13 protein-coding genes and 1 tRNA gene are annotated in these 14,163 nt (G+C 68.7%); 8 read left to right on the top strand and 6 right to left on the bottom strand.

Annotation, left to right across the window (positions count from 1 at the left end; translation table 11 throughout):
• The first annotated feature begins 68 nt into the window (after positions 1-68).
• The 3 genes from BM417_RS24570 (at position 69) to BM417_RS24560 (ending at position 2,570) form a co-directional block, all read left to right on the top strand.
• Positions 69-533, top strand: a complete 465-nt coding sequence (locus tag BM417_RS24570) for a helix-turn-helix domain-containing protein (RefSeq protein WP_093599353.1) — start codon at positions 69-71, stop codon at positions 531-533.
• 89 nt (positions 534-622) lie between these two features.
• The gene (locus tag BM417_RS24565) at positions 623-1,870 is read left to right on the top strand and encodes a MurT ligase domain-containing protein (protein ID WP_245822136.1); all 1,248 of its coding nucleotides are present in this window, start codon (positions 623-625) and stop codon (positions 1,868-1,870) included.
• Positions 1,863-2,570, top strand: a complete 708-nt coding sequence (locus tag BM417_RS24560; RefSeq protein ID WP_093599347.1) for a type 1 glutamine amidotransferase — start codon at positions 1,863-1,865, stop codon at positions 2,568-2,570. Before BM417_RS24565 ends, BM417_RS24560 begins: the two co-directional genes overlap by 8 nt.
• Here the strand turns inward: BM417_RS24560 and BM417_RS24555 are convergent.
• Entirely contained in the window at positions 2,536-3,120 is a 585-nt protein-coding gene (locus BM417_RS24555; protein ID WP_093598774.1) for a TetR/AcrR family transcriptional regulator, read from the bottom strand. The two genes, BM417_RS24560 and BM417_RS24555, sit on opposite strands and share 35 nt — an antisense overlap.
• A gap of 115 nt (positions 3,121-3,235) precedes the next feature.
• On the opposite strand from BM417_RS24555, the gene BM417_RS24550 reads away from it, so the two are divergent.
• Positions 3,236-4,723, top strand: a complete 1,488-nt coding sequence (locus tag BM417_RS24550) for a flavin-containing monooxygenase (protein ID WP_093598772.1) — start codon at positions 3,236-3,238, stop codon at positions 4,721-4,723.
• Here BM417_RS24550 and BM417_RS24545 read toward each other — a convergent pair.
• Positions 4,695-5,741: a zinc-dependent alcohol dehydrogenase family protein gene (locus BM417_RS24545; RefSeq protein WP_093598769.1), complete on the bottom strand. Its 1,047-nt coding sequence runs from the start codon at positions 5,739-5,741 to the stop codon at positions 4,695-4,697. The genes BM417_RS24550 and BM417_RS24545 overlap by 29 nt on opposite strands.
• A 110-nt stretch (positions 5,742-5,851) precedes the next feature.
• On the opposite strand from BM417_RS24545, the gene BM417_RS24540 reads away from it, so the two are divergent.
• A complete protein-coding gene (locus BM417_RS24540) occupies positions 5,852-6,991 on the top strand; it encodes a carboxylesterase family protein (RefSeq protein WP_218164545.1) in 1,140 nt (379 codons plus the stop codon).
• Complete coding sequence (locus BM417_RS24535) at positions 6,988-7,728, top strand: class I SAM-dependent methyltransferase (protein ID WP_093598766.1); 741 nt, start codon at positions 6,988-6,990, stop codon at positions 7,726-7,728. Before BM417_RS24540 ends, BM417_RS24535 begins: the two co-directional genes overlap by 4 nt.
• Here the strand turns inward: BM417_RS24535 and BM417_RS24530 are convergent.
• Together BM417_RS24530 and BM417_RS24525 are read right to left on the bottom strand one after the other, a co-directional pair.
• Entirely contained in the window at positions 7,715-9,349 is a 1,635-nt protein-coding gene (locus BM417_RS24530) for an NPCBM/NEW2 domain-containing protein (RefSeq protein WP_218164544.1), read from the bottom strand. The two genes, BM417_RS24535 and BM417_RS24530, sit on opposite strands and share 14 nt — an antisense overlap.
• Positions 9,350-9,369: 20 nt before the next feature.
• A complete protein-coding gene (locus BM417_RS24525) occupies positions 9,370-11,529 on the bottom strand; it encodes a glycosyl hydrolase family 95 catalytic domain-containing protein (RefSeq protein WP_093598763.1) in 2,160 nt (719 codons plus the stop codon).
• 325 nt (positions 11,530-11,854) lie between these two features.
• Here BM417_RS24525 and BM417_RS24520 point away from each other — a divergent pair, with 325 nt between their 5' ends.
• A complete protein-coding gene (locus tag BM417_RS24520; protein ID WP_245822135.1) occupies positions 11,855-12,499 on the top strand; it encodes a TetR/AcrR family transcriptional regulator in 645 nt (214 codons plus the stop codon).
• 4 nt (positions 12,500-12,503) lie between these two features.
• Here the strand turns inward: BM417_RS24520 and BM417_RS24515 are convergent, their stop codons facing one another.
• Positions 12,504-12,725: a DUF3618 domain-containing protein gene (locus BM417_RS24515; RefSeq protein WP_093598761.1), complete on the bottom strand. Its 222-nt coding sequence runs from the start codon at positions 12,723-12,725 to the stop codon at positions 12,504-12,506.
• 120 nt (positions 12,726-12,845) lie between these two features.
• Between BM417_RS24515 and BM417_RS24510 the strand changes: the two genes are divergently transcribed.
• Positions 12,846-12,922 (top strand) — tRNA-Leu (locus BM417_RS24510).
• A 91-nt stretch (positions 12,923-13,013) separates the two neighbouring features.
• On the opposite strand, the gene BM417_RS24505 is transcribed toward BM417_RS24510, so the two are convergent.
• Positions 13,014-14,132: an ATP-binding protein gene (locus BM417_RS24505; RefSeq protein WP_093598758.1), complete on the bottom strand. Its 1,119-nt coding sequence runs from the start codon at positions 14,130-14,132 to the stop codon at positions 13,014-13,016.
• Positions 14,133-14,163 lie beyond the last annotated feature (31 nt).

Raw genomic sequence — 14,163 nt, 5'->3', positions numbered from 1 at the left:
GGCGCCTTCCATCACCGTGAGACCCGCTCACGGGGTGGAGGACCAGGGTGCAAACTGCGAACGGCCAAATCGACACAGTGGCGTACCAGCGCGTGCTCGGTGATGAGATCCGCAGCCTTCGCAAGCAGCGCGGATGGACCCGCAAGGAGCTCAACAAGCGGCTGCAGACGGAGATCTCGCTGCAGACGCTGGCGACCTACGAGCTCGGCACGCGGCAGTGTTCCGTCGTGCGTCTCGTGGAGATCTGTCACGCCCTCGACGTTCCGGCGCACGAGGTCCTCGCCCGCGTGCACGAACGCTTCTTCGGCGACACCCCCGCCGGCCACCTGACGCTGAGCCTCACCTCGATCGCCGCCACCGACAACCCGCGGATCCTGCCACTCAAACGGTGGGCGGCCGGACGGCTGCACGCGCTGCCGCCAGGTGCCTCACCCGACGTGCACCTCGACCTGCCCGCCCTGGAGAACATGGCGCAGCTGTGCCAGCTGCCCACGGTGGAGCTCATCCGGATCTTGCGCGCCCTCAGTCGTTAGCTGAGCGATCAGTTGTACCGAACCCCGTTCACACCAACGCAACGACCGTCCGAAAAGGGGCAAAGAGCAACGCCGGTAACATCGCCGGGGTGAACGATTCCCCCGCCCGCCTCCCTCTGCGCACCGCAGCCGCCGTGAAGCTGGGCAACCTGAGCTCCACGCTGTCGCAGAAGATGGGCCTCGGCGCCGGCGGCATGATCGGCGGCCGGGTTGCGCTGAAGCTCGACCCGCAGGCCCTCAACCGCCTCACCCAGGGCCGCAACGTCGCCGTCGTGACGGGCACCAACGGCAAGACGACCAGCACGATGATGCTGGCGAGGGCCGTGGGCGCGCTGGGCGAGGTCGCCACGAACCACAGCGGCGCGAACATGCCCGATGGTCACGTCACGGCGCTCTCGAAGCAGCCGGACGCCCCGTACGCGGTGCTGGAGTGCGACGAGGGCTACTTCCCCGCCGTCGCGGGCGCCAGCAACCCGTCCGTCGCGGTGATCCTGAACCTCTCGCGCGACCAGCTCGACCGCGTCGGCGAGGTCCGCACGATCGAGCGCTCGCTGCGTGACGCCGTCAACAAGCTCCAGAACTGCACGATCGTCGCGAACTGCGACGACGTGATGGTGACGAGCGCGGCTTGGAACGCCTCCAAGGTCGTCTGGGTCGCCACCGGCACCGGCTGGCACCACGACTCGGCGAGCTGCCCCCGCTGCGGCAACCCGATCAGCTGGCAGGGCGAGCACTGGCACTGCACGGGCTGCGACCTCGCGCGTCCGCACCCGAACTGGATCACCGCCGACGAGTCGATGATCACCCCGGAGCACCAGAAGCTCGAGCTGCGCCTCACGCTGCCGGGCAAGTTCAACCAGGCCAACGCCGTCATGGCGTCCGCGGCCGCCCACGCGATGGGTGTGCCCGCGGAGGAGGCGGTCCGCCGTCTGCGCGGCGTCTCGAACGTGAGCGGCCGCTACCGCACGATCCAGCGCAACGGCCGCAGCGCGCGTCTGTTGCTCAGCAAGAACCCGGCGGGCTGGAGCGAGACCCTCACGGTCGTCAAGGAGGCCAACCACCCGGCCGTCCTGGTGATCAACGCCAACGAGGCCGACGGCCGCGACCTCTCGTGGTTGTGGGACGTCCCCTTCGAACGCCTGCAGGGCCGCACGGTCATCGCGTCCGGCGAGCGCGCGACCGATCTCGCCGTCCGCCTGACCTACGCCGAGGTCCAGCACACGATCGTGCCCGACCCGCTGAAGGCCATCGACCAGATGCCGCCGGGAGCAGTCGAGGTCATCGCCAACTACACCGCGTTCCGCGACTTGAATGCCAGGGCTGCCGCTGATGAGTGAGTCGACAATCCAGATCGCGCTCGTGCTGCCGGATCTCCTCGGCACGTACGGCGACTTCGGCAACGCCGTGGTCCTCGAGAAGCGCATGACGTGGCGCGGCATCAAAGCCGAGATCGTGCCGATCAACTACGGCCAGCCGGTGCCGGACTCGTGCGACATCTACGTCGTCGGCGGCGGTGAGGACACCGCGCAGACGCTGGCGGTGAAGCACCTGCGCGAGCACCCCGGCCTCCAGCGCGCCGTCACGAAGAACGCGGTGGTGCTGGGCGTCTGCGCCGGCATCCAGATCTTCGGCGAGAGCTTCACCCGTGCCGACAACATCACCCACCCCGGCATGGGCCTGATCGACTCGACCTCGCACGCAGGCGGCAGCCGCGCGATCGGCGAGGTCCTCGCCGAGCCGGCGGACGGCCTGTTCGAGGGCGTGCTGACCGGCTTCGAGAACCACCAGGGCCGCACCGTGCTCGGCCCGGCCGCCCGGCCGCTCGCACACGTCAAGGTCGGCACCGGCAACGACGGCAGCGTCGAGGGCGCCGTCCAGGGCCGGATCCTGTGCACCTACCTGCACGGCCCGGTGCTGCCGCGCAACCCGCAGCTCGCGGACCTGCTGATCGAGTGGGCCACGGGCACCAAGCTCGCTCCGCTGGACCTCCCGGCCGTCAGCGCTATGCGGGCTGAGCGGGTAAAGGCTGCTTCATGAGTCTGGCTGAGACACCCGGCCAGATCACGGCCATCACGTAGTCGGTTGCGAGCGCGGGCCCCACCGTGGGCCTGCGCTCCATCCACACCGCGAGGCGTTCCGTCGCGCCGACGACGATCTCGGCGAACGCCTCCGCCTCCAGCGGGTCCATCTCCGGCGTGAACGACGCCAGCACGGCCCCGATCATGTCCGTCTGCTGCTGACGGATGCCTTCCACTTCCTCCTGCGCCGACGGCACCGCCACGGCCGCCTCCTGCCGCAACAGCGCCCACGACCTGCGGTGCTCGTCGATGAACTCGAAGAACGCGAGCAGCCCCCGCCGGAGGAACTCCTCGGGGCTCCCGGCACCCGCGATCGCCGCCGCGGTCTTCTCCCGCAGCTCCGTGCGCGCCCGGTGGATGCAGCCGATGAGCAGGCCTTCCTTCGAGCCGAAGTACTCGTAGAGCATCGGCTTCGAGACGCCCACGCGTTCGGCGATCTCGTCCATCGAAGTGGCGAGATAGCCCTGCTCGGCGAAGATCTCCTCAGCGACGGTGAGCATCTGAGCCATGCGCTGGGCTTTGGGCATTCGGCGCCGAGGGGCTGTCACGAATGGAGTCTACCGCTCGTAACTTACTCGGGGTAACCTACCGAGAAGTAGCTACCGCGAGCGGAGGGACTTCCCCATGCACCGAGAGACGAAAGTGCTCGTCATCGGCACCGGCTTCTCCGGCCTGGGCATGGCCATCGAGCTGAAGCGCCGCGGTGAGCACGACTTCGTGGTGCTGGAGAAGGCCGCCGACCTCGGTGGCACCTGGCGCGACAACTCCTACCCCGGCTGCGCGTGTGACGTGCCGTCGCACATGTACTCGTTCTCGTTCGAGATGAACCCCAGGTGGTCGCGGATGTTCGCCCAGCAGGGCGAGATCTTCGACTACCTGCAGCGGGTCGCCGACAAGTACCGGCTGCGGCCGCACATCCGCTTCAACACCAAGGTCTCCGGTGCGCAGTGGGACGACGAGACCAAGCGCTGGAACGTCACGACCGAGCAGGGCGACACCTACACGGCCCAGGCGCTGGTCGCGGGCGTCGGCGCGTTGCACATCCCGAACGTCCCCGAGCTGCCGGGCATCGAGAACTTCAGCGGCAAGGCGTTCCACAGCGCGCAGTGGGACCACGACTACGACCTGACCGGGAAGCGCGTCGCCGTCATCGGCACGGGCGCGTCCGCGATCCAGTTCGTGCCGAAGATCGCGGGCCAGGTCGGTTCGATGAAGATCTTCCAGCGCACGCCGCCGTGGATCATGCCCAAGGCCGACCGCGAGATCAACGGCTGGGAGCAGAAGCTGTTCCGCGCCTTGCCCTTCACCCAACGGCTCTACCGCGACTTCGTCTACTGGACGCGGGAGTCGAGTGCGCTGGGATTCGCGGTCAACCCGAAGATCATGCAGTTCGCGCAGGGAATCGCGTTGCGGCACATGAAGAAGCAGGTGCCGGACCCGAAGCTGCGCAGGCAGCTGAAGCCCGACTACACCATGGGCTGCAAGCGGGTGCTGATCTCCAACGACTTCTACCCGGCGCTGGGCTACCCGAACGTCGACCTGGTGACGGACAAGGTCTCCGAGGTGCGCGAGAAGTCCATCGTGGACAGTGCGGGCGTCGAGCACGAGGTCGACGTCATCATCTACGGCACCGGGTTCCACGTCGTCGACTCGTTCGACTACCTGGACATCCAGGGCAAGGACGGCGTCGACCTCGCGAAGCAGTGGCGTCAGGAGGGCATCGAGACCTACTACGGCATCACGGTCTCGGGGTTCCCCAACCTGTTCTTCCTGCTGGGCCCCAACACCGGGCTCGGCCACAACTCGGTCGTGTTCATGATCGAGTCGCAGATCCGGTACATCTCGCAGTGCCTCCAGCTCCTCGACAAACACCGCGCAGCGGAGCTGGACGTACGGCTGGAGGCCCAGCAGGAGTTCAACGAGGAGATCCAGCGGAAGCTCACCAAGGGCGTCTGGACCCAGGGTGGCTGCAAGAGCTGGTACCTCGACGCGCAGGGCGTGAACCGCACCGTGTGGCCGGGATTCACCTGGCGGTACTGGATGCGGACCAAGCGCGTGCGCGCCGAGGACTACGTCCTGACGACTAGCCCGCGATCTGGGGCTGCACGATGACCTTGAGGGCGGTCCGCTCGTCCATCGCCTGGTAGCCCAGCGCGACGTCGTCGAGCGAGACCGTCCGGTCGAACACGGGACCGGGGTCGATCCGTCCGGCGAGCACGTCGGCCAGCAGCTCCGGCAGGTACGCCCGCACGGGCGCGACACCGCCGCCGATGGCGATGTTGCGGCCGAACAGCTTGCCCAGCGGCAGGCCCGGCATCTCGTGCGGCACACCGACGTAGCCGATCCGGCCGCCGTCGCGCACGATGCCCATCGCGGTCCCCCACGACTGCTCGGTGCCGACGCACTCCAGCACGGCCGACGCCCCGAGGCCGCCGGTCATCTCCTTGATGCGCTCGATCGCGGCCTCACCGCGTTCGGCGACCTGGTCCGTGGCGCCGAAGAGCGACGCGATCTTCGCCCGGTCCTCGTGGCGGCCCATCGCGATGATCCGCTCGGCACCGAGCCGCTTGGCCGCGAGCACGCCGCACAGGCCCACCGCGCCGTCACCGACGACCGCGACCGTGCTGCCGGGACCGACGCCCGCGCCCATGGCCGCGTGATGACCGGTGCCCATGACGTCGGACAGGCTCAGGAACGCGGGCAGCAGCGACGCCGGCGCGTCCGCGGGGACCCTGACGAGCGTGCCGTCGGCCTGCGGCACGCGCACGGCCTCACCCTGACCGCCGTCGCTGCCCTTGCTGCCCCAGAACCCACCGGCGCGGCACGACGTCTGCAGTCCGGCCTGGCAGTACGCGCACGTGCCGTCGCTCCACACGAACGGCGCGATGACCCGGTCGCCGACCTGGACGCTCTTCACGTCCCCGCCGACCTCCTCGACGATGCCGAGGAACTCGTGCCCGATCCGCTGCCCGTCCGCGCGCTTGGCCACGCCGCGGTACGCCCACAGGTCGCTGCCGCAGATGCACGCGAGCTCGACCCGGACGACGACATCGGTGGCCTCCTTGATCGCCGCGTCCGGCACCTCCTCAACGCGAATGTCCCGGGTGCCGTAGATCGTCGTAGCCCGCACCTGGAGCCCTCCTCTTGTCTCGTTGCTCAACCGTTACATGGTCCTCCTAAGTGGCCGTTCCCGCCGAATCGAGACGCTGTGCAATTGGTTACGCGCCTAGGATCGGGACCGTGCCGATCACCGAAGGTCTCGTGCGAGCGCGTGGTGTCCGATATGCGACAGCTTCCCGGTTCGCCGCGCCCGAGCCGTACAAATGGGACGGTGTGATCGACGCCGGAGAACGTGGCCCTGCCTGCCCGCAGCCGCCGTCCTCGTTGGCCGCACTGGTCGGCAGCTCGGTCGAGGGACTGTCGTTCGACGAGCACTGCCAGGTTCTTTCGGTCACCGCCCCCGCCGGCGCGTCCGGCCTGCCGGTGATGGTCTGGTTCCACGGCGGCGCCTACGTGACCGGCAGCGGCGAGTCGACGAAGTACGACGCCTCGTTGCTGGCCTCCGAAGGCGTCGTGGTGGTCAGCGTCAGCTATCGCCTCGGCGTTTTCGGTTATCTGCACGACAACCTGGGCCTGCTCGACCAGCTCACGGCGTTGCGCTGGGTGCGGGACAACATCGCCGCGTTCGGCGGCGATGCCGCGAACGTGACGGCGTTCGGGCAGTCCGCGGGCGCCGACTCCGTCTACGCGCTGATGCTCACCGATACCGAGAACCTGTTCCACCGGGCGATCCTGCAGAGCGCGCCGCTGGGCACCCGCAGTCCCGAACGTGCGGAGATGACGGCCGCGCTGCGTGCGTCGATCTCGGTCGACGCCACGACCCCCGTGGACGACGTGCTGGCGGCCCAGGCCGCCGCGATCGTCGAGATGGGGCCGCGGTTCGCCCCGTCCGGCGGCATGCCGTTCGCCCCGGTGCTGGACGAGATCGACCTCGCCGCGGCGGCGTCCCGCGTCGAGCTGCTCGTCGGGCACACGGCCGACGACGGCAGCCCGTACGTGCCGAGCCGTGAGCACTGGGCGGCGGTGACCGAGCTGATCTTCGCCCTCGGGGCCCGTGAGCTGGCGCGGGACTGGACGGCGGCGGGCGGTCAGGCCGCGACCTACAACTTCCGGTGGGCGCCCGCCGACGCCCCCATGGGCTCGTGCCACTGCATGGAGCTGCCGTTCCTGTTCGACCCGGACGGCTGGGCCGGCGCGGGCATGCTGGCCGGGCAGGAGCCGGACGCCGAACTGGCGAAGACCATCCGGAGCACGTGGGCGGGCTTCGCGCGAAACGGGATGGACGCGCTGCCGGCCCGCTCGCTTGAATTCGGCGGGTGACCGACCGCGAGCACTTGCGCACCACGTTCGGAAAGGACGCGGCCCGCTACCACCGGGCCCGTCCCGCCTATCCCCCGCAGCTGTTCGAACGCCTGAACGGCCCGCGAATCCTGGAGATCGCCCCAGGCACGGGCCAGGCCACGCTGCCGCTGACCGCGTTGGGCGACGTGACGGCGGTCGAGCTGAGCCCTGACCTGGCCGACGTCGCCCGTTCCCACGCGCCCGGCGCCCACGTGGTCGTGGCGGACTTCGACGAGTGGCCGTTGCCCGCCACGCCGTTCGACCTCGTGGTGTGCGCGACGGCGTTCCACTGGCTCGATCCGCACACCCGCATGGCCCGGTGCGCCGCCGCGTTGCGTCCCGGTGGTGTGCTGGCCGTGATCTCGACGCACCACATCGCCGGCGGGACCCGGCAGTTCTTCGTGGACGTGCAGGAGTGCTACGAGCGCTGGGATCCCTCCACACCACCGAACCTGCGGCAGTCCCCCGCGTCGGACATCCCCTGCGAGTTCGACGACAGCACGCTCTTCGACGAGCCCGAGTTCCACCGCTACGAGTGGGAGCAGGCCTACGACACCGAGGCGTACGTGGACCTGCTCCTCACGTATTCGGGCACCGTCGCGCTGCCGGACCGCGATCAGCTGATCACGGACATCGCGTCCCTGATCGACACGCGGTACGACGGCCGGATCGTGAAGCGGTACATGACCCAGCTGGCCGTGGCTACGCGCAGGTGATGCGCGGCGAGGCCCAGTCGCCGTGGTCGGAGTTGATGCCGTCACCGGCGTCGGTCAGCACCAGCCGCAGGTTCTCGGCGTCGGTGAGCGGCGCGGTGAGCTTCTTCGCCGCGTCGGTGCCCGTGAGCCTGCCGGAGTCGGCGACCTTCACCTCGTCCGCGAACACCTGGAAGATCACCGATCCCTTGCCCGCGGCCACTTCGTCGTCGACCCCGACGTCCACCGACAGCGAGGAACACTTGCGGCCCAGGTAGAAGTCGATCGTCCCGGCCGCGTGCGCCCCCAAGCCCTTCTGGTGCACGACACCGTTGATCGTGATCGCCTTGCCGTCACCGGCGGCCTGGTTGCCGACGGACCTGTCGATCTCGACGGGACCCCAGCCGTTGGCCGAGGACGACGCCTCGAACGCGGACAGGTCGGTGGTGCCGGCCGGTGGAGTCGGCCGCGGGCCGTCCTTCGAGACGCGGTAGATCACCGTGGCGAGCGAGGGCACCGAGGCCGAGATCGTGCCGGTCGTGGTGCGCGACGACTTGGTCCAGAGGTCCTTCAGCACCGCCGGGCCGGACATGCCGATCTCCGCCAGCGAGGTCGAGATCGTCTGCGTGGAGCCGGACTTGTTGAACAGCGCCACGGCCTTGTCGCCGTTCGCGAGCGGCTTCACGATCACGTCGACGCCGGACTTGCCGGTGGTGCGGATCCGCTTGCCCTGCACGCCGAGCTTGTCCTGGTCGACCGCGATGACGTCCTTGTTCTCCAGGATCGTGAACGTGTCGGCGGAGACCTTGCGCAGGTCCGAGCCGATCAGCAGCGGCGCTGCCATGATCGCCCACAGCGAGAAGTGGCTGCGGTACTGCACGGCGCTCATCTTGCCATTACCGACTTCGAGCATGTCCGGGTCGTTCCAGTGTCCCGGTCCGGCGTAGGAGTCCAGCACGACGTTCTTCTCGTAGATGTCCATCGTGCGCGGCCAGGTGTCGTTGATGTCGCCGGTGGTGCGCCAGAGGTGCCCGGTGTCAGACGCCCACTCCCACGGCTTGTTCTGACCCCACTCGCACAGGCTGAACACGATCGGACGGCCGGTCTTCTTCAACGCGTCCCGCATCTTGCGGTAGCGCTGCTTCGCGTCGACGCCCTGGTTGTTGCAGTTGTCGTACTTCAGGTAGTCGACGCCCCAGCTCGCGAACTGCTGCGCGTCGGACTCCTCGTGGTTCAGCCCACCGGGGAAGCCGTTGTCCTTGTTGCAGGTCTTGGTGCCGGCACTCGTGTAGATGCCGAACTTCAGGCCTTTGGAGTGGACGTAGTCGGCGACGGCCTTGATTCCGTTGGGGAAACGCGTCTTGTTCGGGACGAGCTTGCCGGCGGAGTCGCGGGTCTTCTCGGCCCAGCAGTCGTCGATGTTGACGTACTCGTAGCCCGCGTCCTTCAGACCCTTGTTGACGAAGATGTCGGCGATGCCCTTGACCATCGCCTCGTTGAACTCGGTGCGGCAGGCGGTGGTGTTCCAGTTGTTGAAGCCCATCGGCGGGGTCAGGGCGAGGCCGTCCGGCAACGCCTGAGCGGCGGGGACGACCAGAACCGCACTGACCATTGTGGACAGCACGGCCAAGGCGATGGTGCGCATGGGGCTTTCCTTTCCGAGCATCACGCGGGAAGACCCCAGGGCTTGCCGGGGGTCGTGATGGCGACCGGCCGGACGGCCAGGTCAGGGCGGCGGCCCCTGGGGTGCACCAGGACTTCCTGCCCGCGGCGCAACGGGATCTCCAGCGTCCCGTCACCGCGGTCGTGGTAGCGGACCGGCGCCACCACTGACACCGGGCCCTCGATGCCGTGCCGGAGCACCAGTGGCTCGCCCGCGCGGCTGCGGACCAGCACGAACTCGGTCTTGCCCTTCGCACGCCTCGCGGTGACGGAGAACCCGCCCTCTGCCGAGTGATCGGCGATCATGACGTCGGGCCACGCGGACGGCACGGCGGGGAACACCCGGACGATCCCGCCCCAGCTCTGGCACACGAAGTCGTGGATCGTCTGCGCACCGGACAGCGGGGTCTCCACGACCGGGCCGGCCTCGGTGTACATGGTGTTCTCGAGCACCGGGAAGCGCTTGGTGGTGTCGAACATCTTCACGAAGTACGCGTAGGCCTCGTCGCCGCGGAACATGCGCGCGGCGATCGAGCCGGACCCGGAGTAGCTGTAGCCGCGGTGCGCGGGCTCCAGCGACATCCAGTGGTGCAACGACTTCTCGATCAGCGCGCGGTTCTCCTGCTGGTCCCAGTTCACCGTCATCAGCGGGAACGTGGCGAGCAGGTGCGAGAAGTGCCGGTGCGACACGGTGAACGGCACCCCTGCGCCGATCATGAACCCGTTGGCGTCGACCGGGTACGGCGTCAGGTCGCGCAGGACCTCACGCCACTTCGGCTCGAGCGGGTCCTTGATCTTGAGCTTGGCCGCGGAGTCGATCAACGTCTGGCAGCCCCAGCGGATCAGCTGCAGGTCGTAGTTGCAGTCGGGTGCGTCGCCGTACTCGGGCGAGGTGGTGACGTCGAGGTGGAGCTTGCCGTCGCTCCCCTTCTTCAGGAAGTGCAGGTAGTAGTTGATCGACCGGCGCAGCAGCGGGAACACGACGTCGGACAGGATCCGGGTGTCCATGCTGTGCCGGTAGGACAGCCAGACGTTGTGCAGCGCCCACGTCAGGTTGCCGAGCTCCTTCACGCCGGTGCCGCCAGTGCCCGGTTCGTACAGCGTGCCGGCGTTCGACGTCGTGCGGTCGGTGCTGCGGCCGACGCCCGCCGAGTCGTGCCGATACGCCTCCTTGACGTTGCGGACGAGCTGCTCCTGGTTGTCCTTCAGGGTGCTCGCGATCGAGTCCAGCTCCAGGTGGTTCGAGCCGTGGATCAGCCAGTACTCCAGCTGCACGTTGAGGTTCCACCAGGCCGCGGCCCACGGCGTCTTCTCGAGCCACGGACCGGTCGTCGCCATCACCGGGCTACCGGCGCGTGAACCCGACGCGACCTTGTAGAGCTGGATCCAGTAGAACGACTGCAGCCGCTGCTCGCCGAACGACAGGAAGCTCTTGCGGTAGAAGGCGTTCCACCACTTGCGGTGCGACATCGTCAGCCGCCCGCCGAGCACCGCGGCCTCCCGCACGGCCTTCAACACGATCTTGTCGGCGGCCGCGTCGGGGTAGGTGTGCGCGACCGACAGCAGCAACCGTTGCGTGCGGCCGTGGGTGATCAAGCGGAAAGCGGTTGCCGTCTGCCCGCCCGCGTTCAGCGCCTGCGTCACCAGCGTCTCGCGGCCGTCCGCCGCCGTCACCGGGGCCGGGTTGAGGACGTACCCCTCCGGCAGCGGGTTGAAGTCCGCGCGAGGCGGAATCGCCTGGGCGGGAACGAACTCCAGCACCGGCTTCTCCGCGCCCGTCGCGGTGACGTTCAGCGACAGCACGGAGCGTTCGGAGTGGACGTAGGCGGCGAACGTGAGCACGCCGAGCGACGTGGTCACGGTTCCACGCAGCTCCGCGTTCCACAGGTCGAGGCGCCAGTCGACGGCCGTGACGGTGCCGGCCGCCGTCATCTTCAGGTTTCCGACAGGAAGCCGGCAGACCCCGAACTGGCTGCCACCCGTTGTGCGGTGATCCTGCACGTCGGCGTGCTGCACGGTGAACCTGACGACGTTTCCTTCTGCGTAAACGACGCTGCCGAGGCGGCCGTCACCGAGGAACGGCGCCTGCCCGTACTGGGTCGGAGGCCTGCTCCACAGGAGGTCCTGCGCGCCGACGAAAACTTCCCAGTCGCGTTCCGACATGCCGTCGCACTCGAATACCTCCGATGGCCCGGTCCCTTTCCCGGTCGCCACCCCCGACCCGGACAGCAGGACCGCTGCCGTGGTTCCCCCGAGGAAACCCCTTCTACCCAAGACCATTACCCGCTCCTCGCCCGCGCATGACAACTGCTCACGTTCAGCTGCGCGGCGAGGCAGCCAGGTCCAGACAACCCGAAAGGTAGGAGTTCTGGGGCACATCGCGCAAGACCCAACCAACCGCAACACGATGCAACAACCGGGTGCTGCTCACCCTGCGAGATGGGTAAGACGCCTAGGATGTGCCGCCAAAGGGGCGGGGAGGACACGCATGAGCCGTGCCCTGTACGAGGAGGTGGCCATGGCCGTGTCGACCACGGCGTTCAACGAGGGCAGGGTCCCCCAGCGGGGCCGTCCTCGCGACGCCAGCAGGGACGACGCTTTACGTCAGGCAGCGCTCGAGGTGATGGCCGAGGTCGGGTACCGGGCCCTCACCATGGACGCGGTGGCGGCCCGTGCGAGAGCGGGCAAGGCAACGATCTACCGGCGGTGGGAGTCGAAGCTCGATCTGGTGATCGACACGTGCACCCAGCTCGCCACGCAGAACCTCGCGGCACCGGACACCGGCTCGCTGGCCGGAGACCTGCGCGAGTTCCTCTCGTCGTTCGCCGCGTTCCTCTCAGGACCGATCGGCAAGGCCGCTCAGGCGCTCGTGGGCGAACTCCCGCACGAGCCGGAGCTGGCAGCGGCGTTCCGGGAGACCTTCCTGATCTCACAGCGCGACGTGCTGCGCGGCATCCTGGACCGGGCAGCCGAACGGGGCGAGCTCAAGGCCGACGCCCCGCGCGGCATGGCGGTCGAGATCGCGGGCGCCGCCCTGATCTACCGGCTGATGCTGACCGGGGACCCGCTCGACGAGCCGTTCGTGGAGAAGGTCGTCGAGCAGGTGCTCCTGCCGTTGGTGCGTGTTTCCTAGCGTTCTAGCGGAAGAGCTTGCGGACCAGCGCGAAGCCGACCACCACGCCGACCGCGATCAACGTGTACTTGACCTTGGGCTGGCTCAGCACGTCGAGCACGGACGACTTGCCCTGCTCGACGAGCTTCTGCGGGTTGGCGCGCTCGCTGAGCTCGTCCAGGGTGGCGGCCAGCGCGGTGCGAGCCTGCTCGATCTCGCGCTGAATGGTCTCGGGATCGCGAGCCACATGTCCTCCTAGCAGCGGTTCTGCCCGCAACCGTAGTGGACGGTCGATGACGTGGCTTCGCGTGACCCTGGTCAGACCCGCGAGAGCGAGTCCATGGAAGGCCGATAGGCTTCCACGCGAGGGGTCGTAGCCCAATTGGCAGAGGCACTGGGTTTAGGTCCCAGCCAGTGGGGGTTCGAGTCCCCCCGACCTCACCATCTTCCTGGGCGAAGCGTGCTCACGGAGCACGTTCGCCCAGGTCAGATCGGGTCTGATGCGGGGACACCCCGCACCCCGGGTCAGCCGTTTCTAGTGGTTCGCCGCAGGGGCTGGCCCGCGGCGAACCACCTTCAAGTTAGCCGCTGCGCCACCAGGTACATCCCCAGCGAACTGCTCCGCGAGCCGCTCCCTGCCGTAGAGCCGGACCGACTCCAGCTGCTCGAACCGCCCCGCCGCGGTGAACGTCAGCAGCGACTTGGCCACGAGCGCCGACAGCAGCACCAGCACCCGGTCCGAGGGCAGGTCGCAGGCCTGGACCGCGACGTCGAGCCCGAAGCCGCGAGGGCCCTGCGAGATGCACCGGAACACGTGCTGCTCGTCGGCGCTCAGGTGGTCGTAGCTCCAGCCGATCGCGGCGCGCAGGCTCTGGTGGCGTTCGGCGGCGGTGCGGTTGCCGCGGTTGAGCAGTTCCAGACGGTCGTCCAGCCGCGCCAGAAGCTCCTTGACGGGCAGCACGGTCACCAGCCGTGCCGCGAGCTCGATCGCCAGCGGGAGGCAGTCCAGGCGCGCGCACAGGGCGGCCAGCACGTCCCTGTCGCCGAGCCTCAGACCCACCTGGTTCGCGCTGGCGCGGTCGATGAACAGCTCCACGGCGTTCGTGATCGACAACGGCGGCACCGCGACCAGCACCTCGCCCGGCACCCGCAGCGGTTCCCGGCTGGTCGCGATGACCGTGAGGCCGGGACAGCCGAGCAGCAACGGCTCCAGCAGCGCCGCGCACTCCGCCGCGACGTGCTCGCAGTTGTCCAGCACCAGCAACGTCTCGCGGCCGGCGAGCGCGCGCACCAGCGTGCTCAGGACGGGCTCCCTGATCGGCTCGCCGAGCGCCGCCGCGCACGCCCGTGTCACGTCCGTCGCCGAGGCCAGCTCGACCAGCGTCGCCCGGCTTCCGACGAACTCCTTGATCAGCCTGGTCTTCCCGACCCCGGCCGCTCCGACGAGCGTGAGCATCCGCGTGTCGGTCAACCCGGTGAGACGGAGCAGTTCCGCATCGCGGCCGATGAAACTGTCCAGTGCCATCACGGGTTCGTTGACGCGCTGCCGGTAGGCCCGTTGCCGGCAGGCGTTCGAGCAGTACCGCGCGTGTCTGCGCCGGGAAGTGGCGGTCGCGGTGCCGCAGATCGCACACGTCCCCACCTGGTCAGCCATCGAAGTCCATCGTAGTCAAACGATTAACCGC

The sequence above is a fragment of the Lentzea waywayandensis genome (genome assembly GCF_900115955.1).
GTDB classification, from domain to species: Bacteria; Actinomycetota; Actinomycetes; order Mycobacteriales; family Pseudonocardiaceae; genus Lentzea; species Lentzea waywayandensis.
This window is presented reverse-complemented; position numbering and strand designations above follow the sequence as displayed.